Genomic DNA, 19,360 nt, shown 5'->3' with positions numbered 1-19,360 from the left:
CCCACGGTCTTCAGCCGCGAAGCTGCGGATTGCGGATCCGGTAGAGCACATGCGGGCGCAAGGGGTGGCCCTCGGCGATCTTGGGGTGCTGGTAATCGTCCGCCGGGTCGTATTCCATGCCGATCTTCTGCATCACCTGTTGGCTGGGAAGGTTGATCCTCGCGGTGAAGGCGACCACCTCTGGCAAGCCGATGGACCATGCATAGCCGAGCCATGCCCGGGCACCTTCGGGAGCAAGGCCGCGGCCCCAAAACTCCTTGCCGATCACCCACCCGATCTCCACCCGCGGATGGCTCGGTATCGCCGAGCGGATGATGTCGGGGACAAAGGCGATCCCGATCAGCCCGATGAGTTCGCCGGTCTCCTTCAACTCGGCAGCCTGAAAATGGAAGCCGTTCACCCGCGCGCGCTCGACCGCCAGGTCGATATCCGCCTGGACTTCCTCCGGCGTCATCACCTTGGGGAAAAAGCGGCGTACATGCGGATCGCCCTGGATGGCGGCCATCGCCTCCCGATCCCGCGCCTCCCACGGGCGCAGGACGAGGCGCTGGGTAACGAGCCTTATCGGCCCTTCTCCTCCGTTCATCACCGGCCCTCCGCTTCCCGCTCCACCGCCCGCCAGCCGATGTCGCGCCGGCAGAAACCCTCCGGCCAGTCGATCCGGTCCACGGCGCGATAGGCTTGGTCGCGCGCCTCCGTCACCGTGCGGCCGAGCGCCGTCACATTGAGCACCCTGCCCCCATCAGCAATAATCTCGCCGTTGCGGAGGGCGGTGCCGGCATGAAAGATCTCCACGTCTCCGTCCTTCGCCGCATCGAGGCCACGGATCACCGAGCCCTTTTCAGGCGAGGCCGGATATCCTTTGGCGGCCATCACCACGGTCAGCGCCGCCTCGTCGCGCCAGCGTGCCGACATATGCGCGAGCTGGCCATCGACCGCCCCCTTCATCAGGACGAGGAGGTCGTCCTTCAGCCGCGGCATCAGCACCTGGCATTCCGGGTCGCCGAAACGCACGTTATATTCGATCAGCTTCGGGCCGTCCCGGGTGATCATCAGCCCGGCATAGAGCACCCCGGTAAAGGGCGCGCCCATTTCCTCCATGCCCTTCAGCGTCGGCTCAATGATCTGGCGCATCACCCGCGCGACCATCTCCTCCGTCATCACCGGCGCGGGCGAATAGGCGCCCATGCCGCCGGTATTGGGCCCGGTGTCGCCCTCGCCCACGCGCTTGTGGTCCTGCGCCGTACCGAAAGGCAGCGCCGTCTTGCCGTCGCACAGGCAGAAGAAGCTCGCCTCCTCGCCCTCCAGAAGCTCCTCGATCACCACCTCCGCGCCCTCGATCCCAAATGCGCCGGAGAAGCATTCGTCGACGGCGGCGAGCGCCTCCGCCTCGGTCATGGCCACGGTGACGCCCTTGCCGGCGGCAAGCCCGTCCGCCTTCACCACGATCGGCGCCCCTACCCGCCGCACATGATCTCGGGCGTGGACGGCATCGGCAAAGCGGGCGTAGGCGGCCGTCGGGATGCCGTAGCGGGCGCAGAGGTCCTTGGTGAAGCCTTTCGAGCCCTCCAGCCGAGCCGCATCGGCGGTCGGCCCGAAGACAGGAATATCGGCGGCAATGAGATCGTCGGCGAGCCCCGCCACCAGCGGCGCCTCGGGGCCGACCACGACGAGGTCGATGGCATTGTCCCGGCAGAAATAGACGACCGCCTCGTGATCGCGCATGTCGATGGCCACGCATTCGGCATGCTCGGCGATGCCTGGATTGCCCGGCGTCGCATAAAGCTTCCCGAGGAGCGGCGAGGCGGCAAGCTTCCAGGCCAGCGCGTGTTCGCGGCCGCCCGATCCGATGAGAAGAACTTTCATGCGCTGCAGCCCTGCTTCAATAATGCCCCCGCAACGGGCTATGACCGAAGTGATTCACGGTCAAGTTGCCAGCCGCCTGTTTAGGGGAGAAACAGTGTTGCCGTACCATCGACCCTCACGCTCGGGCGGTACTCACCCGACCTTTCTCGGCCATTTGAAGGAGACGTGCCACGTCCTCATGCGACCTGAGAATGGCAACCGGGACCTTTGGCCCGTAGAGGTCAATTTTGGCCACGAATATAGGCGCGTACCTCTTTTCGAAATTCCAGATGTAGGAAAGAAATTGCCGATCCGGCAGCGGCTCAGGGCAACCTTCCGCCATATCTGGACGAACTGATCCGTAATACCGCAGCACCCGTCTTGCCAGTCCGACTAATGCCACGCGTCTTGGGACGCGGACCCAGAGCACCATGTCGGTGCGTGGTAGCCGGAGATCGAATGTGGATGCGCCACTTCCGTCCATGACCCAGCGATCGCGCTGCACCAGCCCACGGAGGATCTCCCGTTGCTCCTGCCGATCACGTTCTTTCCAGCCGGGCAACCATCGGACATCACGATCGAGGGATTGGTATTGCAGATCGAATTTCATCGCGATTGCGCGTGAAAGCGTTGTCTTCCCGCCGCCTGAGCAGCCTATGACAAGAACTCTGTCGACGCGGGGAAGCATCTCCGCCGCTTCTTCCAGCGCGACATATCTCGGCAAGGGAAACTCCTTGAGTAGCTGGGTACATCGTGCCCCGGCGGCAGAAGCCCGGAACAAGTGATAATTGTGCGTCTGCTTTTGACAAGGCCGCGAGGCAAGACGTCGCGGCGTCTACGGACCGCCGGCAACGATTCGGACCGAAACAAGCGAGTCGTGCGCAGTATCGCTTGACCTCAGTCGTGCGTCTTGCCACTCCACGTCCGTTCGAGCGAGGCGAAAGCATGGACATCATCCAGTCACGGCAGATGCGCGGCCGCGTCGCCGATGCGCCGTCGGGCCATTGGGTCTACCGCCTCCTGCCGCGGGCCGCCTGGCCCTATGCCCAGCTTGCCCGGTGGGACCGGCCGATCGGCTGGAAGCTTCTCCTGTGGCCGTGCTGGTGGTCGCTCGCCATGGCCGCGAGCGCAGGGGCGGAACCCGGCGCGCCGCTCCGGACCGTCCTGCCCTCGCCCTGGCTCCTCCTCCTCTTCCTCGTCGGCGCCATCGCCATGCGCGGGGCGGGCTGCACCTATAACGACCTCGTCGATCATGACATCGACGAGAAGGTGGAGCGCACCCGCTCGCGGCCGCTGCCCTCCGGCCAGGTGTCGCGCCGCCAGGCCTGGGCGTTCCTTGTTGCGCAGGCGCTGGTCGGCCTTCTGGTGCTCCTGCAGTTCAATGCCTTCGCCGTCCTGGTGGGGCTCGGGTCCCTTGCGGTCGTCGCCGTCTATCCCTTCGCGAAGAGATTCACCGACTGGCCGCAATTCTTTCTGGGGCTTGCCTTTTCCTGGGGCGCGCTGATGGGCTGGGCGGTCGAGTTCGGCAGCCTGTCGCTTGCGCCCTTCCTCCTTTATTGCGGCTCGATCCTGTGGGTGATCGGCTATGACACGATCTACGCGCACCAGGACAAGGAGGACGACGCCATCGTGGGCGTGCGGTCAACGGCGCGCCTTTTCGGAGAAAACACCAAGAGCTGGCTGGTCGCGCTTTATGGCGGCGCGCTCTTGTTCTTCGCCGTCGCCTTTGCCCTTGCCGCTGTGCCGATGCCGGCGCTTGCAGGCCTCGTGGCGGCGGGGGTGCACATGGCGCGGCAGATCCGCGTGCTCGACATCGAGAATCCGGATCAGTGCCTGGCGCTCTTCAAGTCCAATTCGACGGTGGGCTGGCTGATCTTTCTCGGCCTTCTGGGCGGCGGCGGCTGGGCGGCGCTCAGCCCGTATTTTTAGGACAGAAAGCGTTCAGGCGGGCGCCTGTGAACACCGCCGTTCCACGATCCACTCGAACGCGGGGCGCTAGTTCCGCGCGATGATCTCCTCGCCGTCCACCACGAGCCTGAGGCCCAGCGTGCCCTGCCTGCGCCGGGCGAGGAAGCGCGGGCGGCGCTGGCGCACCGCGCGGCCCTGACGCCGCTCCTGCGGTGCCTGCGTCTTCACCTGCCCCAGCGATTCCTCCAGCGTACGGGCGACGCCGTCGGACTCCACCAGCAGCATCGGCAGGCGATAGGCTTCCGCCCAGGCGCGCCAGTCCGCCGCCACATCGTCCAGGTCGCCGGCCACCAGCAGCGGGACCGACAGCATCGGATCGCTGTGCAAAAGCTCCAGCGTCACCGTGACCTGACCGTCCTCGTCCTCGATCGCGCGGGCCGCCACCCCGCGAAAGGCGGCCGGCGGGAGCGCGAAGGTGACCGGAAGCTGGCTCATATCGAGTACCCGGCGCATGCGCACGCCGCGCTTGCCGATCGTGAATGTCACCTCGCCGAAACTGTCCTGCGTCGCGTAGCTCACCACCTGCGGCAGGCGGAAAGGGTCGAGCCTCATCGCCCGACCGGCCCAAACTGGCTTCAGACCACTCGCCATTCTGTTCTTGCCTTCTGTTCACTCCTGAGAGCCGTCCTGGCTCCCACGGGCCGTTTTCCCGGCCTTTTATGAGCGCGAAGCTAGCGCGCCGGTCCTTACCTCCCGGCTTAGAAAGTCGGTTAAATTTTGCTGATCCGCGCCTTGGTTACCGCTTCCTGAGCGGCGGGAACTTTGCTCTGCGCACCGGCCGCCGGTGGCGGTCAGATCACCTTGCCGGTGTTCATGATGCCGGCCGGATCGAAGGCCTTCTTGATGCGGCGCATCAGCTCCGTGGCGATCGCCGGCTGGGTCGCGAGGAGCTCGGCGCGCTTCATGGTGCCGATGCCGTGCTCGGCGGAAAAGGAGCCGCCGAGCTCGCGCACGATGGCGTGAACCTCGTCATTCATCGTCCGGTAGTGCTTCAGGAATTCCTCGCGCGAGCCGCCGACCGGCTGCGACACGTTGTAGTGCAGGTTGCCGTCGCCCATATGGCCGAAGCAGACGACACGGCTTCCCGGCACCACCTTCCCCACCGCCTCGCCCGCCCGGGCGATGAATTCGGGGATGGCGGCCACCGGCACCGAGATGTCGTGCTTGATGGAGCCGCCCTCGCGGGTCTGCGCGTCCGACATGTCCTCGCGCAGGCGGCGCAGCTGCAGGTCCTGGGTTGCATTCTGCGCAATCGCCGCGTCCTCCACCCAGCCCGCCTCGAGGCCGCCGCCCAGAATGTCCTCAATCAGCGCGCGTGCATCCTCGGCGGAACGGCCGGACGAGATTTCCAGCAGCACATGCCAGGCATGCTCTCCGGCGAGCGGCTTCCGGGTCTCCGGCATGTGCTTCAGCACGAGGTCGACGGGCGTCCTTTCCATGAGCTCGAACATTGTGAGCGCCGTCCCCGCCCGGTCGTTGGCGAGTTCGAACAGGCGCAGCGCGTCGACCGGAGAGCGGAGCCCGGCCCAGGCGAGCTCGCGCCCCTTCGGCTTCGGGTAAAGCTTCACCACCGCGGCGGTGATGACGCCGAGCGTACCTTCGGCGCCGACGAAAAGGTCCTTCAGGTCGTAGCCCGTATTGTCCTTCTTGAGCTTCCTCAGATCGTCGAAGATTTCGCCGGTCGGCAGCACGACCTCCACGCCGAGGCACAGATCGCGCGCGACGCCATAGGCCACCGCGCCGACGCCGCCTGCATTGGAGGAGAGGTTGCCGCCGATCTGGCAGGAGCCCTGCGAGCCCAGCGCCAGCGGAAACAGCCGGTCGTTCCTCGCCGCCTCCTCCTGCAGCACCTGCAGCACTACGCCCGCCTCTACCGTCGCCGTGTTGGAGCTCAGATCGATCTCGCGGATGCGGTTGAGCCTTGATGTGGAAAGGATCACCTGCCGGCCGGAAGCATCCGGCATCTGCCCGCCCACCAGCCCCGTATTGCCGCCCTGCGGCACGATGGGCGTGCCCGTTTCCGTCGCAAGGCGCAGGATGCGGCTCACCTCCTCCGTGCTGCCCGGCTTCAGCACCAGAGAGGTGCGCCCGCCGTAAAGACCGCGCGGCTCCACCACATGCGGCGCGATGTCCGCAGGGTCGCGCAGCGCGTGCCGCTCGCCGACGATCGTGGCAAAACGGTCGGCGAGGGCGGGGTCGAGCATGTCGTGGGAAGCGTCCATGGGGCGAAACCTATGTCCCTTCCCGGCCGCTGTCACGGGGGGCGGCGGCGCGGGCCAGCCGGTCGTTGATGGCCTCGCCCAGCCCATGCCCCGGCACCGGCTCCACTGCGATCGTTGCGGCTCCGGAAGCATCGAGCGCCGACAGGTGGGAGAAGAGGTTGGCCGCCGCCTCGCGCAGATCGCCCGAAGGCGAGAGGTTCAGCAGCGCCGCCGCCCGCTCCGCTCCCCGCGCCCGTGTGGGCCCGAAGGCAAGCAGCGCCTCGCCTGGAAACACCTCTGCCGCGTCAAGCCTGATGCGCGCCGCCGGCGCATAGTGCGAGGCGAGCATGCCCGGAGCCTCGACGCCCTTTGCGCCGCGCAGGACCGGCTGGCCCGCTACGCGCTCGATCTCCTCCACGGCCAGGCCGCCCGGGCGCAGCAGGAACAGCCCTTCCTCCGCCACCTTCAGGATGGAGGATTCCAGGCCGACCGGCGTCGGCCCGCCGTCGACGATGAGCCCGATGCGCCCGCCGAGCGCCTTGTCCACCGCTTCCGCCGTCGTGCCCGTCACCCGGCCGGAGATGTTGGCGCTGGGCGCGGCCAGCGGACGGCCGATGCGCTCTATCACGTCGCGCCCGAACCCCTTGGGGCACCGCAGCGCGATCGTCCCGAGCCCCGCCGTGACCAGCGGGTGAATACCCGAGCCCGCGCGGTGCGGCAGCACGAGGGTCAGGGGGCCCGGCCAGAAGGCCTGCGCCAGGCGCTCGGCCAGCGGCGAAAAGGCAGCGATCGCCTCGGCCATCTTGCGGTCGGCCACATGGGCGATCAGCGGGTTGAAGCGCGGCCTGCCCTTCACTTCGAAGATGCGGGCAACAGCCTCCCCATTGGTCGCGTCGGCGGCAAGCCCATAGACGGTCTCGGTCGGGATCGCCACCAGCTCGCCCGCCAGGAGCAGTCGGCAGGCAGGGTCAAGCGCGGCGTCCTGCGGCAGGATTTCGGCCAAATTTCTTCCTTCCAGATACCGCCTCGGTGCCTATCGCGCCGCGGCCCGCCGGGCAAGGCGGATCGTCACGCCTTTCCCGAATCGGTTCAAGCGCATGCGCGGGAAACCGCGCGCGGGGATTTATCCCCGCCGGGCGCTTGACGGGGCGGCCGCTGCGGCGCACCTTCCGCGCCGAAGGGGAGAGGGGCAAATGTTGGTTCTTATGAAGACGCTGCATTTCGTCGGCCTGATGATGGGCGCGGCCGGCGGCATCGGACATATGATTATGGCCATCACGGCAAAGCGCGCCGAAGGCCCGCCCGCCCCCGGCCTGATCGCGATGCGCAGACAGCTCGGCCTGGTCGGCCTCACCGGCATCCTCGTCCTGTGGGCGACGGGCCTGTGGCTGTGGATCGTCAATTATGATGCTGCGCTGCTCGGCACCGCCTTCGCGCTGAAGATCCTCGCCGCCGCCCTCATGCTGGCCATCGCCATCGCAGCGCGCGTGGCGATGAAGCGCGGCAAGCCGGGCACACCGCCGCCCGCATTCATCCAGCGCCTGGGGCCGGCCTCCGGCCTGCTCGCTCTCGCCGCCGTAGCGCTCGCCGTCTATGTCTTCAACTGAGCCGGCCGGGCTAGCCGGCGATCTTCGAGAAATCCGCCACGCGCCCGGTCGCCTGGCGGATGCGCGCCAGCAGCGCCAGCCGGTTGGCGCGAACCCTGTCATCCTCGGCATTTACCAGCACCTGGTCGAAGAATGAATCAACCGGTTCGCGCAGTGCCGCAAGCGCCTTCATGGCGCCGGAAAAGTCTTGTTCGGCAATCGCTTCGCCGGCTTCCTTCTCGGCCTGATTCACCGCGCTGAAAAGGCGGATCTCGGCCTCCTCTTTCAGGAGCTCCGGCTCCACCGCGTCGGCGATCCGCGTCCCCTTCTTCTCCTCGGCAGCAAGGATGTTGGCCGCGCGCTTGGTGCCGGCGAGCAGGTTTTTTCCAGCCTCGCTGTCGAGCAGTTGCGAGAGCGCCTCGACGCGGCGCACGATCAGCAGAAGGTTGCAGCTTTCGGAGGTGATCACGGCATCGACGACATCATGGCGCACTCCGGCATCGCGCAAATAGACCTTGAGGCGGTCCTGAAGGAATGTCCGCAGATCGTCGCTGATCGCCGGGTCGTGCTCCTCAACCAGCGGCAGCCAGGCCGGAGCATCGGCCTTGGCCTCGGCGATGAGGATGCGAGCGCGCTCCCCGAACAGTCCGCCCGACACCGCCGCCGAGAGGATGGCGTCGAGCTTGCCTGCCGCTGCTGGCGTTGCCCCGATCTGATGGCGGAGCGCCTGCACGTCATTGATCGGATCGATGGAAAAGTTGAGGCCATTTTCGAGAACGATCCTGATCACGCCCAGCGCCGCCCTTCTGAGCGCATAAGGATCCTTGCTCCCGGTCGGCTTCTCGTCGATGCTCCAGAAGCCCGTCAGCGTATCGAGCTTGTCGGCCAGCGCCACGGCGACCGCGACTGGGTCGGTGGGCACGATGTCCGACGGACCGAGCGGCTTGTAGTGCTCCTCGATCGCGCGGGCGACGGACGGGTTCTCGCCCTGGAGCTCGGCATATTTGCGCCCCATCGCGCCCTGCAGTTCGGGGAATTCGCCCACCACCTCGGTCTGCAGGTCGGCCTTGGCGAGCACGGCGGCGCGCTCGGCGAGCGCCGGATTGGCGCCGACCATGGGAGCCAGTTCGCGCGCCAGCCGGCGGATGCGCTCCACGCGCTCGCCTTGCGTGCCCAGCCTGGCGTGGAAGGTGACGCCAAGATGGTCGAGCCGCGCCATGCGCTGGTCGAGCGGCTTTTTCAGGTCGAGGCCGAACCTTTCGGCCGATCCCGCCAACCGGTCGAGATCGGGCAGGTCTGATTGGTCGGTCCTCCAGAAATAGAGCGCGTCGGAAAGGCGCGCGCGCACCACCTTGCCATTGCCATAGGCGATCTCCTTGCCGCCATCGGAGGCCTCGATATTCGCCGTGATGATGAAGCGGTTGGAGAGTTTTTCCGTCTCGCCCTGCGGGCGCGTGACAAAGCACTTCTGGTTGGCGCGGATGGTCAGCCGCACGACCTCCGGCGGGATCGCCAGAAAGGCCTCCTCGAATTCGCCCATCAGCACGACCGGCCATTCGACGAGGCCCGAGACTTCCTCGAGCAGGCCCTCATCCTCGATGAGTTCGAGCCCGCTCGCGAAGGCGAGGTTCTTCGCATCATCAAGGATGATGCGCTTGCGCCGCTCGGCGTCGAGCACGACCTTCGCCTGCTCCAGCTTCTCCACATAATCCTCGAAGCGGCGCACGGTGATGGCCTCGGGCGCGTGGAAGCGGTGGCCATAGGTGATGTTTGAGGAGCGGATCCCGTCCACCTCGAACCCGACCACCACCGGCTCTTCCGTTTCCGGGCCGAAGGTGCAGAGGATGGACTGCAGTGGGCGGACCCAACGCAGCGATCCCGGATTGCGGGAGGCCGCGCCCCAGCGCATGGATTTCGGCCACGGGAAATCGCGGATGATGCCGGGCATGATGTCGGCGAGGATCTCCTCGGCCGCCCTGCCCTTCCTCTCGATCACCGCGACGTAGAAATCGCCCTTTTTCGAGTCGGACCGCACCTGCATCTGGCCAATATCGGTGAGGCCGGCCTTGCGGAGAAAGCCCTGCACTGCCTGTTCCGGCGCGCTGGTCGACGGCCCCTTGATCTCCTCGCGCACGTCGCGCGAGCGGGCGGTGATGCCGCGGATGTCGAGCGCCAGGCGGCGCGGCGTCCAGTATTCCCTCGCCGCCTCATAGGTGAGGCCCGCCTCGACCAAACCGTCCGTCACGAGCTTCTTCAGGTCGCCCGCGGCCTTGCGCTGCATGCGGGCGGGAATTTCTTCTGAGCGCAGTTCAAGAAGCAGGTCGGGCATCGGTCAGTCTCGCGTGGAGGTCCGCGGGCAATAGCAACTCAGCCCGGTGCTGTCACCACCGCCCGCCTTTGGAGCCCCTGCGTAGCGAAAAACTTTGCGCAGGCTGTCGGCTGTGCGGGCCGCCGCCCGTCCTTGGAGCGAAATCCACATCGAAGGAAAGGCACGCTGAAGCGGCACTCGCTTCAGGCAGGCGATTTTTTGCCCGGAGACGGTCATGAAGACGGTATCGACATTTGTGCAGCTGATCGCGCTCCTGGCCTGCTTCGCCGCGCACCAGGCCTTTTCGGACGATATGCAGATGACCGGCCTGCGCCGCGCCGTGGAGATGGCGGGCGGCAAGTGCAGGCCCTCGATCGTCCTGCCGGACGTTCCCGCAAGTTTCTGCCCGGATGCCTGAATAGGCATCCCCACCAGCCGCTAAGCCGCGACTTCTCCCATGGAGGCGGGCGCCCCGCCGCCCGCCTCGGTCATGAGAAAGGCCTCGCCGCAGGCCTTGGCCAGGTCCCGCACGCGCAGGATGTAGCTCTGCCGCTCCGTGACGGAGATCACTCCGCGCGCGTCCAGCAGGTTGAAGACGTGGCTCGCCTTGATGCACTGGTCGTAGGCGGGCAGCACCATCTTGTGCAGCGTGGAATTGTCGCTCGGGCGCGGCGCGCCGGCCGCAAGCAGCGCGCGGCACTCCTTCTCCGCGTCCTCGAAATGGCGGAAGAGCATCGCCGTGTCCGCATGCTCGAAATTATGCCGGGAGTATTCCTGCTCCGCCTGCAGAAACACGTCGCCATAGGTCACCTTCTCCGGGCCCTCCAGCCCGTTGAAGTTGAGGTCGTAGACATTGTCGACGCCCTGCACATACATGGCGAGCCGCTCCAGCCCGTAGGTGAGCTCGCCGGAAACGGGCGCGCATTCGATGCCGCAGACCTGCTGGAAATAGGTGAACTGCGACACTTCCATTCCGTCGCACCAGCACTCCCAGCCAAGCCCCCAGGCGCCGAGCGTCGGGCTCTCCCAATCGTCCTCGACGAAGCGGATGTCGTGCAGCAGCGGGTCGAGGCCGATGGCCGCCAGCGAGCCGAGATAGAGCTCCTGCAGGTTGGGCGGGTTCGGCTTCAGGATCACCTGGTACTGATAGTAGTGCTGCAGCCGGTTCGGGTTCTCGCCGTAACGCCCGTCCTTGGGCCGGCGCGAAGGCTGCACATAGGCCGCATTCCACGGCCGGGGTCCGAGCGAGCGCAGGGTCGTCGCCGGGTGGAAGGTGCCCGCGCCCACCTCCATGTCGTAGGGCTGGAGGATTACGCAGCCCTGCGCCGCCCAGTAGCCGTGAAGCGTCAGGATCAGGCCCTGGAAGGACCGCGATGGATGCATGTGTGGCAACGGACTGGCGTTCACGCGGGCTTCTCCGGAGGCTGGAACGGCCCCGTCCTATTGCGCGCCTGTCCGGGCGTCAAGGCAGCGGTCGGGCGCCTGCCTTCCACCGCGTTTGCTCTTCCCTGTCGATCGAGGGCAATCGCATATGGAGTTCGACCCCCACTCCGATCGGCTTCGCCGACCACCTCTCCCCCGCTCGACGGGGGAGAGGAAACGCCGGCCGCAAGGCTCGCACCCTTCCTCTACCCCACAAAGTGGGGGAGAGGTGGCCCGCGAAGCGGGACGGAGTGGGGGAAAGACGCATATGCGAAGCCCTGCTCTCAAGGGGGGAGGTGGGCGGCAAAGCCGACCGGAGTGGAGGTCTATCCAGCTGCGAGTACCCTGCCCTGGGAGACCGGCCCGCGCCTACTCTCCCTTCTCGGGAAGGGTCAGCTCGAGGCCGGGGCGGACGCGGCCCGGGTCCCCCTGAAGCACCGGGTTGAGTTCCAGTATCTCGCGGAAGCGCTCGCCGCTTCCGAGTTGCTCGGCGGCGATGGACCAGAGCGACTGGCCGGGCTTCACCGTATAGGTGGCGGGGCTGGCCTCCTGGGCCGCGCCCTCGGCGGGCTTCTCGGCCTGCGCTGCCGCGGGCTGGCGGCCGCTGCCATCGTTCAGGACGCGGGCATTGCCGGCGGCGTCGGCAAGCTTCTTGCCGTCCGCCTCGGGAAGGCCTTCCTTCAGCTTCTTCTCCACCTGGGCAAGCAGGTCCGGCTCAGCCTCGAGATCCTTGACATGGGACCACTGGTAGCGCGCTTCGAGCCGCCGGCCAACGCGCCAATAGACGTCGCCAAGATGATCGTTCAGCACCGCATCGTCCGGCCGCAGCGAGACGGCGCGCTCCAGATGCTTCACCGCCTCCTCATACTGGCCCTGCCGGTAATAGGCCCAGCCGAGCGAATCGACGATGTAGCCATCGCTCGGGCGCAGCTCCACCGCCTTCTTGATGAGCTCCATCCCCTCTTCCAGATTCATGTTCATGTCGATCCAGGAATAGCCGAGATAGTTCAGCACCTGGGGATGGTCCGGCGAGAGCTCCAGCGCCTTCCTGAAGTTCGGTTCCGCCTTCGGCCATTCCTTCAGACGTTCATAGGCGATGCCGCGCTGATAGAAGATGTTCCAGTGCTTGCGCTTCGGCTCGGGGATCTGCGCCACCGCGCGGTCATAGAGTTCCGCCGCTGCGCTATAATCCTTCTCGCTGGCGTAGACGCCGCCCAGCGCCAGATAGGCGCGCATGTCCTTGGGGTCGGCCTCCAGCACCTTCTTCAGGTGCTCGATCGCCTCTTCGTTGCGGTCCAGGTCGGCCAGATTCAGCCCGATCTGGAAAGCGGCAAAGCGGGCCCATGGCGAGGTGTCCTTGATCCGGCGATAAAGCGCAATCGCCTCCTCGCCCTGCTGTCCCCTCTCGGCCACATGCGCAAGCTGCACCAGGATCGCGTCGCTGTCCGGGCGCAGGGCGCGGCCGAGCTGGAGATAGAACCGCACGAAGGAATCGCCGCCGCCGCTCGCGAGCTCGGTGGCGAGGTTGAGCAGGATCTCCGACGCGCCGTCTGCGGGCTTGGTCACGACCTGGTCGAGCTTGCCGCCCTTTTCCAGCGTCGCGCGCAGCTCGGGGATGGTGGCGATGCCGCCGCCCTCCTCTTCCGCCTTGTTGAGGACGGCAAGCGCGCGGTCCTTTTCGCCGCGGCTCGACAAATAGGAGGCATAGACCTCGGCGATGCGGCCGAACGTATCGGGGGCGACCGAACGGGGCGCAAGCGTGCCGACCACCTCGTCGAACACCTTGTCGGCCTCTTCCTGGCGGCCGTCATAGGCAAGGATCAGCGCCCGCTGGTAGGTCTTGAACAGCGTGTACCACTCGGGCCCTTCCAGCTTGTCGAGATTGGCAAGGGCCGCCTCCGCATTCCCCTCGCCGACATCGGCCCAGCTGGTCATGACGCCGGTGATCAGCCGGTCGAGATCGGATTCCAGCACGAGATTGAGCCAGCGCTTCGCCGCCGCATAATCCTGCTTGCGGAACGCGTCGACCGCGAGCGTCACGCGCGAGAAGCGCTCGACCTCGGGAACGCTCTTCAGCTTCTCCGCATAGGGCAGCGCCTTGTCGATCTCGCCCTGCGAAAGCAGCGTCAGGAGCAGCGTCTGCTGCAGTTCCGCATTGCCCGGATCGAGCGCTATGGCGCGCTCGTAGAAGGTGACGGCGTTCTTCAGGTCGTTGTCGAATTCGGCGGCCCGCCCGGCAAGATAGGCGCCGGAAAACGTGTTCGTCGGCACGGCTTCTGTCGCCCTGGCGGCGGTTTCCTGCGCCGCGCCGGCGTCGATGGAAAGCGCCATGAAGAGCGCGAGCGCCGCACTTGTCTTGAGTGTCGCCTTGGTAAGCCGCATAGTTTCCCTTCCGATCCGGTCCTGCCGCCTCCCCGGGAGGCCGCCCGCGGAATCCCCGCTAGCCGCAGAGCATGGCCTTTTTGCGGAAAGGCTTCAACCGGCAACAGCGATTTGCGGGAAAGCCGCGCTCAGGAGACCCGGCTGATGCAGAAATCGATGACGTCGAAGAGCGCCGCCTTCTGCGGCGTGTTCTTGAGCGGCGCCAGCGCGTCGCGCGCGATTTCGCCGAAATGCCGGGCGCGGCCGATCGTGTCGCCGATCGCGCCGTGCCGGTTCATGAGGCCGATCGCCTTTTCCAGCGCCGCCTCGTCGGCCTCGTTATCCTCGATCGCCCGCTTCCAGAACTGCCGCTCCTCCTCCGACCCGCGCCGGTAGGCGAGGATCACCGGCAGCGTCACCTTGCCCTCGCGGAAATCGTCGCCGACATTCTTGCCGAGATCGCTCGTGCTGCCGCCATAGTCCAGCGCGTCGTCCACCAGCTGGAAGGCAAGGCCCAGATTCGTGCCAAAGGAGCGCAGCGCCGCCCGGTCGTTGCGCGAGGCCTGCGCGATGATCGGCCCCACCTCGGCGGCGGCGGAAAAGAGCGCCGCCGTCTTGGCCCTGATCACCGCCAGATATTCGTCCTCGGTCGTCTCCAGGTTCTTGGCGACGTCGAGCTGCATCACCTCGCCCTCGGCGATGATGGCGGCGGCGGTGGAAAGCACGTCGAGCGCATCCAGCGAGCCGACATCCACCATCATGCGGAAGGCTTGGCCGAGCAGGAAATCGCCGACCAGCACGCTCGCCTGGTTGCCCCAGATCATGCGCGCCGTCTTCTTGCCGCGCCGCATGTCGCTTTCGTCCACCACGTCGTCATGCAGCAGCGTCGCCGTGTGCATGAACTCGACACTGGTGGCGAGCTTGACATGCCCCTCGCCCGCATAGCCGAACATCTGCGCCGCGGCGAGCGTCACCATCGGCCGCAGCCGCTTGCCGCCGGAGGAGATGAGGTGCCGCGCCAGTTCCGGGATGAGCTCGACATCGGAGCCGGCCTTGGACAAGATCAGCTCGTTGACGCGCGCCATATCGTCCTTGGTCAGGCCGATCAGGCGGTCGATCGAGGCCGGACCGCGCTTGCCGTCTTCGAGGTTCACTACGACGCCCAACAACGCCTCCTTCCATCCCGGCCGGCCAAGCCGCCGCCGGCAAAGTCTATGGCCGCTTCAGCCATCGCCGCAAGCGGCGAAATGGCGCGGCTCTCCGGTAGGGCAAGGCCCTCGCATTTACAAGCCGGCGCGAACCTGCCACCCTCGGCGCATGATCGAGCTCATCCGCACCAACGACGCCGTTTCCATCTCCTTCATCGAAAGCCTGCTGCGCGACGCCGGCATCGAATTCTTCGTGGCCGACCAGAATATGAGCATCATGGAAGGCTCGATCGGCGTCCTGCCGCGCCGCGTCATGGTCGCCGAGGACCGGGCGGAGGAAGCCCGCAAGCTCCTCGCAGATGCCGGCCTTGCGGATGTGCTCGGACGATAGAAGCGAGGCGGCGCAGGCGAAGGCGCCGGGGCCCTTCACCATCGACGCCTTCCACCGCGGCGGCTTCCATCTCGTCCAGCCCGCCGGCAGGGGCCACCGCGCGGGCCTTGACGCCATGCTGCTTTCCGCCGCGGTTCCCGACGGCTTTGCCGGCCGGCTCGCCGATCTCGGCGCGGGCGCCGGCGCGGCCGGCTTTGCCGTCGCCGCCCGCTGCCCTGATGCGCGCATCCTCCTGGTGGAGAAGTCGCCTGACATGGCCGCCTGCGCGCGGCAGAGCCTTGCCCTTTCGGACAACGCGGCGCTGTCACCCCGCATCGAGGTGCTCGAAGCCGATGCGGAGCTTTCAGGTCCGCAGCGGACGCGCGCCGGCCTTGCCGACCGCGCCTTTAACTTCGTCATCATGAACCCGCCCTTCAACGCCCCGCGCGACCGCGCCACGCCCGATGCGCTGCGGCGGGAGGCGCATGTGATGGCGGACGGCATGTTCGAGCGCTGGCTGCGCACCGCCGCCGCCATCGCCGTGCCGGGCGGCGAGGTCGCCGTCATCGCCCGGCCGCAATCGCTCGCCGAGATCCTTCATGCGCTGAAAGGCCGCTTCGGGGCCCCGCGCGCCCTCGCCGTCCATCCGCGCGCGGAGGCGGAGGCGATCCGCATCATCCTGACGGCCAGAAAAGGCGCGCGCGGCGGCCTCACTCTGCTTCCCCCGCTCGTCCTCCACGGGCCCGACGGCCACGCCTTCACGCCGCGGGCCGAGGCCCTCATCAATGGCAGGGCCGCGCTTTTCGCCGGCTGAGGGGAGCGCAAGCCATTGCGGCCACTGGCCGAGCGCCTACATGAAGGCGAGTCCGAGCCCTGGAGAACTCCGTGAAGCAAGCACTGGCCCGCCTCCTGCCGAAATCCCTCCGCCGCGATGCGGTCACGATCCCCGTCGTCCGGCTGCATGGGACGATCATGGCGGGCGGCGGCCCGGTCCGCCAGCACCTGTCGCTCGCCTCCACGGCCGGCCTTCTTGAAAAGGCCTTCTCCTTTTCGGCGCCCGCGGTCGCGATCTCGATCAATTCGCCCGGCGGTTCGCCCGTCCAGTCGCGCCTCATCTACAAGCGCATCCGCGATCTTGCGGAGGAAAAGAACAAGGCCGTGCTCGTCTTCGTCGAGGATGTGGCGGCTTCGGGCGGCTACATGATCGCCCTTGCCGGCGACGAGATCATCGCCGACCCCTCCTCCATCGTGGGCTCCATCGGCGTCGTCTCCGCCGGCTTCGGCTTCCAGGAGATGATCAGGAAGATCGGCGTCGAGCGGAGGGTTCATACGTCCGGCCGCAACAAGGCCATCCTCGATCCCTTCCAGCCGGAGAAGCCGGAGGATGTGGAGCGGCTGAAGGCGCTGCAGGAGGAGGTGCACGAGACCTTCACCGCCATGGTGAAAGCGCGGCGCGGCGCCAGGCTCGCCAATGACGAGGAGCTCTTCACAGGCCTCTTCTGGACCGGCGAGCGCGGCCGCGCCCTCGGCCTGGTCGACGCCATCGGCGACATGCGCTCGTTCCTCAAGAGCCGCTATGGTCCGAAGACGCAGCTCAAGCTGGTGAGCGCCCCGCGCGGGCTGCTCGGCCGCAGGCTCGGCTTCTTCGGCATCGAGGCGCGCGCGGGCGAGCTTGCCGCAGCGGCCGCTTCCGGCCTTTTCGACGCGGCGGAGGAAAGGGCGCTGTGGAGCCGCTACGGGCTCTGACGCGGGTTTGACGCATTCGCAAACCAGCCTAAACTAAAAGCCGGGTGCGAATGCCAAGGAGGCAGGCAGGCCATGCAGCTGATCTTTTTCGCCGTCGTCGCGGTCGCCGGCTATGTGGGCTACAGGTCCCTCGTGCGCGAGGCCGAGCGCGTGACGAAACGGATGGAACGAGCGCGCCAGGAAGCCGCCAATGGCAGCATGGGCACGCTGGTCAAGGACCCGAAGACCGGCGAATACCGCCTGGCGAAGGATTGACCGTCTCCATGAGGCTGGAAGCGGCCGCGCCGGCCAAGGTCAACCTTGCCCTCCATGTCACCGGGCGGCGCGGCGACGGCTATCACCTGATCGAGACGCTCGTCGTCTTCACGCGCTACGGCGACCGCCTGCGCGTCGAGGAGGCGGAGCGCGACTCCCTCACGCTCGGCGGGCCCTTCGCCGCCCTTCTTGCCGGGGCCGATCCCAATCTCGTCTTGCGCGCCCGCGATCTCCTGCGCCGCCATTTCGGAGCGGTGGCGGAACGCCCCGTAGCCATCCATCTGGAGAAGAACCTTCCCGTCGCCGCGGGCATCGGCGGCGGATCGAGCGACGCGGCCGCTGCGCTCACGCTGCTTTCCCGCTTCTGGGGCATCGACGCCGATAGTCGCCGGCTCGCCGCGATCGGGCTTCAGCTCGGCGCGGACGTGCCCATGTGCCTTGCCGCCCGCCCTCTCCTTGCGCGCGGCATAGGCGAGCGGCTGGAGCCTCTCCCCGTCCTGCCGCCCCTGCCGATCCTGCTCGTCAATCCGGGCGTGCCGCTCGCCACACCTGCCGTCTTCGGCGCGCTGTTGCGCAGGGATAACCCGGCGCTGCCGCCCTTTGGCGGCGGAAGCGACGCCGACGCCATCGCCGGCTGGCTGCGCGCGGCACGCAACGATCTCGAAGCGCCGGCGCTCTCACTTGCGCCGGAGATCGGCCGCGCCCTCGCCCTGCTCAACAATGAAGGCGCGCTGATCGCCCGAATGTCAGGCTCCGGCGCCACCTGTTTCGGCCTCTTCCGCAGCGAGGCCGAGGCCGCGCGCGCCGAAGAGGCCATTGCGCGAGGAAATCCGGGCTGGTTCGTCCGCGCCACCGCCACCATGGCCCCGGCCCCGGAGCTCGGCCATGTCTGAGCGCAGCTTCATCCCCGTCCGCTTCGCCGTGCTCACCGTGTCCGACACACGCTCGCTCGCCGACGACAGATCCGGCCAGACGCTTGCCGATCGTATCGAGGCCGCCGGCCACGAGCTTGCCGACCGCGCCATCGTGCCTGATGACGTGGAACGCATCCGCGAGGTGGTGCTTGGCTGGTGCGCGGACCCGCGCATCGACGCGGTGATCACGACGGGAGGCACCGGCTTTACCGGCCGCGACGTGACGCCGGAGGCGCTGGAGCCGCTGTTCGACAAGCGCATGGAGGGCTTTTCCTCCGTCTTCCATCGCATCTCCTTCGACAAGATCGGCACCTCGACCATCCAGTCCCGCGCCACCGCGGGGCTCATCCGGCAGACCTTCGTGTTCGTGCTGCCCGGCTCGCCCGGTGCCTGCCGCGATGCCTGGGACGGGGTCCTGAAGGACCAGTTCGACTACCGGCACATACCTTGCAATTTCGTGGAGATCATGCCCCGCCTCAACGAACATCTGAGGCGCGGGGCCGGCAAGGCTTAAGTGGGCGGGGAAGGACCATGTCTTCCCGGCCCGGACGCTGAGCTGGTGCAGCCCGGCGATCCATGCGCGGATGGCCGCCGGTGCCGGCGCCCCAAGCATTCGTTGTCGAACCAGGCGACACCTTGTAGATTGGGACGAAACCTCGGGGACTGGACTCATGGCGCTCAAGCGGATGGACAATGTAGGAATCGTCGTCGAAGACCTCGGAGCGACGATCGACTTCTTCAGCGAACTCGGCCTCGAGCTCGAAGGGCGGGCCACCATCGAAGGAGAATGGGCCGGGCGAGTCACAGGTCTGGGCGATCAGCGCGTTGAGATCGCCATGATGCGCACGCCGGACGGCCATAGCCGGCTCGAGCTCTCCCGCTTCCTCGCGCCGCCTGTCATCGCAGATCACCGGAACGCCCCGGTCAACGCCCTGGGCTACCTGCGCGTCATGTTCGCGGTGGATGATATCGACGAGACGCTTGAAAGGCTTCGCAAGCGCGGCGCTGAGCTCGTCGGTGAAGTCGTCCAATATAAGGACGCGTATCGGCTCTGCTACATCCGCGGGCCTGAAGGGCTTCTCATCGGTCTCGCCCAAGAACTCAGCTGAGCGCAATAGGGCGACCAATGGCGACGGATGAGCAATGTCGGCGCATGCGAAGCCGACCCGCCTGTTCAAGGTCCATCTCTCAAAGGCCCGCCGCGTTCTCGCCCAGCACGACTAGGCCGCGTGCTCG

General features: G+C 67.1%; 20 protein-coding genes. 10 read left to right on the top strand and 10 right to left on the bottom strand.

The features are described 5' to 3' along the window. Positions 1–10: 10 nt before the first annotated feature. The 3 genes from RIN79_RS05500 to RIN79_RS05490 all read right to left on the bottom strand — a co-directional run bounded on the left by RIN79_RS05500 (position 11) and on the right by RIN79_RS05490 (position 2,569). Positions 11–586, bottom strand: a complete 576-nt coding sequence (locus tag RIN79_RS05500) for a GNAT family N-acetyltransferase (protein WP_309083626.1) — start codon at positions 584–586, stop codon at positions 11–13. After that, the gene (purD, locus tag RIN79_RS05495; protein WP_309083625.1) at positions 586–1,866 is read right to left on the bottom strand and encodes a phosphoribosylamine--glycine ligase; all 1,281 of its coding nucleotides are present in this window, start codon (positions 1,864–1,866) and stop codon (positions 586–588) included. The genes RIN79_RS05500 and purD overlap by 1 nt, the downstream gene beginning before the upstream one ends. A 115-nt stretch (positions 1,867–1,981) precedes the next feature. Further along, a complete protein-coding gene (locus RIN79_RS05490) occupies positions 1,982–2,569 on the bottom strand; it encodes an AAA family ATPase (RefSeq protein WP_309083624.1) in 588 nt (195 codons plus the stop codon). Between the two features lie 221 nt (positions 2,570–2,790). Here RIN79_RS05490 and ubiA point away from each other — a divergent pair, with 221 nt between their 5' ends. Beyond that, positions 2,791–3,774 carry a 4-hydroxybenzoate octaprenyltransferase gene (gene ubiA, locus RIN79_RS05485; RefSeq protein WP_309083623.1) on the top strand — a complete coding sequence of 328 codons (984 nt, stop codon included), beginning with the start codon at positions 2,791–2,793 and terminating at the stop codon, positions 3,772–3,774. A 66-nt stretch (positions 3,775–3,840) separates the two neighbouring features. Here the strand turns inward: ubiA and RIN79_RS05480 are convergent, their stop codons facing one another. From RIN79_RS05480 to RIN79_RS05470, 3 genes are all read right to left on the bottom strand, one after another. After that, positions 3,841–4,404: a DUF6101 family protein gene (locus RIN79_RS05480; RefSeq protein ID WP_309083622.1), complete on the bottom strand. Its 564-nt coding sequence runs from the start codon at positions 4,402–4,404 to the stop codon at positions 3,841–3,843. Between the two features lie 200 nt (positions 4,405–4,604). After that, positions 4,605–6,035, bottom strand: a complete 1,431-nt coding sequence (locus RIN79_RS05475; RefSeq protein WP_309083621.1) for an FAD-binding oxidoreductase — start codon at positions 6,033–6,035, stop codon at positions 4,605–4,607. Positions 6,036–6,045: 10 nt separating this feature from the next. Then, positions 6,046–7,017, bottom strand: coding sequence for an L-threonylcarbamoyladenylate synthase (locus RIN79_RS05470; RefSeq protein WP_309083620.1), 972 nt, complete (start codon positions 7,015–7,017; stop codon positions 6,046–6,048). Between the two features lie 190 nt (positions 7,018–7,207). On the opposite strand from RIN79_RS05470, the gene RIN79_RS05465 reads away from it, so the two are divergent. After that, positions 7,208–7,621, top strand: coding sequence for a hypothetical protein (locus RIN79_RS05465; RefSeq protein WP_309083619.1), 414 nt, complete (start codon positions 7,208–7,210; stop codon positions 7,619–7,621). Between the two features lie 10 nt (positions 7,622–7,631). On the opposite strand, the gene glyS is transcribed toward RIN79_RS05465, so the two are convergent. Then, positions 7,632–9,929, bottom strand: a complete 2,298-nt coding sequence (gene glyS / locus RIN79_RS05460) for a glycine--tRNA ligase subunit beta (protein WP_309083618.1) — start codon at positions 9,927–9,929, stop codon at positions 7,632–7,634. A 214-nt stretch (positions 9,930–10,143) separates the two neighbouring features. Between glyS and RIN79_RS05455 the strand changes: the two genes are divergently transcribed. Further along, positions 10,144–10,326 (top strand): hypothetical protein, encoded by a 183-nt coding sequence (locus tag RIN79_RS05455; RefSeq protein WP_309083617.1) that lies wholly within the window; start codon positions 10,144–10,146, stop codon positions 10,324–10,326. Between the two features lie 20 nt (positions 10,327–10,346). On the opposite strand, the gene RIN79_RS05450 is transcribed toward RIN79_RS05455, so the two are convergent. The 3 genes from RIN79_RS05450 to RIN79_RS05440 form a co-directional block, all read right to left on the bottom strand. Beyond that, positions 10,347–11,315 carry a glycine--tRNA ligase subunit alpha gene (locus RIN79_RS05450; protein ID WP_309083616.1) on the bottom strand — a complete coding sequence of 323 codons (969 nt, stop codon included), beginning with the start codon at positions 11,313–11,315 and terminating at the stop codon, positions 10,347–10,349. 384 nt (positions 11,316–11,699) lie between these two features. Continuing rightward, positions 11,700–13,712: a tetratricopeptide repeat protein gene (locus RIN79_RS05445; protein WP_309083615.1), complete on the bottom strand. Its 2,013-nt coding sequence runs from the start codon at positions 13,710–13,712 to the stop codon at positions 11,700–11,702. Positions 13,713–13,840: 128 nt separating this feature from the next. Continuing rightward, the gene (locus RIN79_RS05440; protein WP_309083614.1) at positions 13,841–14,857 is read right to left on the bottom strand and encodes a polyprenyl synthetase family protein; all 1,017 of its coding nucleotides are present in this window, start codon (positions 14,855–14,857) and stop codon (positions 13,841–13,843) included. Between the two features lie 151 nt (positions 14,858–15,008). Here RIN79_RS05440 and RIN79_RS05435 point away from each other — a divergent pair, with 151 nt between their 5' ends. The 7 genes from RIN79_RS05435 (at position 15,009) to RIN79_RS05405 (ending at position 19,233) form a co-directional block, all read left to right on the top strand. Then, positions 15,009–15,230 carry a DUF2007 domain-containing protein gene (locus RIN79_RS05435; protein ID WP_309083613.1) on the top strand — a complete coding sequence of 74 codons (222 nt, stop codon included), beginning with the start codon at positions 15,009–15,011 and terminating at the stop codon, positions 15,228–15,230. After that, positions 15,214–16,023 (top strand): methyltransferase, encoded by an 810-nt coding sequence (locus RIN79_RS05430; RefSeq protein ID WP_309083612.1) that lies wholly within the window; start codon positions 15,214–15,216, stop codon positions 16,021–16,023. Before RIN79_RS05435 ends, RIN79_RS05430 begins: the two co-directional genes overlap by 17 nt. 71 nt (positions 16,024–16,094) lie before the next feature. Further along, complete coding sequence (locus RIN79_RS05425; RefSeq protein ID WP_309083611.1) at positions 16,095–16,955, top strand: S49 family peptidase; 861 nt, start codon at positions 16,095–16,097, stop codon at positions 16,953–16,955. A 72-nt stretch (positions 16,956–17,027) separates the two neighbouring features. After that, entirely contained in the window at positions 17,028–17,210 is a 183-nt protein-coding gene (locus RIN79_RS05420) for a hypothetical protein (protein ID WP_309083610.1), read from the top strand. Between the two features lie 8 nt (positions 17,211–17,218). Continuing rightward, complete coding sequence (locus tag RIN79_RS05415) at positions 17,219–18,103, top strand: 4-(cytidine 5'-diphospho)-2-C-methyl-D-erythritol kinase (RefSeq protein WP_309083609.1); 885 nt, start codon at positions 17,219–17,221, stop codon at positions 18,101–18,103. Further along, positions 18,096–18,638 carry a molybdenum cofactor biosynthesis protein B gene (moaB, locus tag RIN79_RS05410; RefSeq protein WP_309083608.1) on the top strand — a complete coding sequence of 181 codons (543 nt, stop codon included), beginning with the start codon at positions 18,096–18,098 and terminating at the stop codon, positions 18,636–18,638. Before RIN79_RS05415 ends, moaB begins: the two co-directional genes overlap by 8 nt. Positions 18,639–18,795: 157 nt before the next feature. Then, positions 18,796–19,233 carry a VOC family protein gene (locus tag RIN79_RS05405; RefSeq protein WP_309083607.1) on the top strand — a complete coding sequence of 146 codons (438 nt, stop codon included), beginning with the start codon at positions 18,796–18,798 and terminating at the stop codon, positions 19,231–19,233. Positions 19,234–19,360 lie beyond the last annotated feature (127 nt).

The sequence above is a fragment of the Chelativorans sp. genome (assembly GCF_031180965.1).
Classification (GTDB): domain Bacteria; phylum Pseudomonadota; class Alphaproteobacteria; order Rhizobiales; family Rhizobiaceae; genus Chelativorans.
The sequence above is the reverse complement of the archived record's forward strand: the minus strand, read 5'-3'. Positions and strand labels throughout refer to the sequence as shown.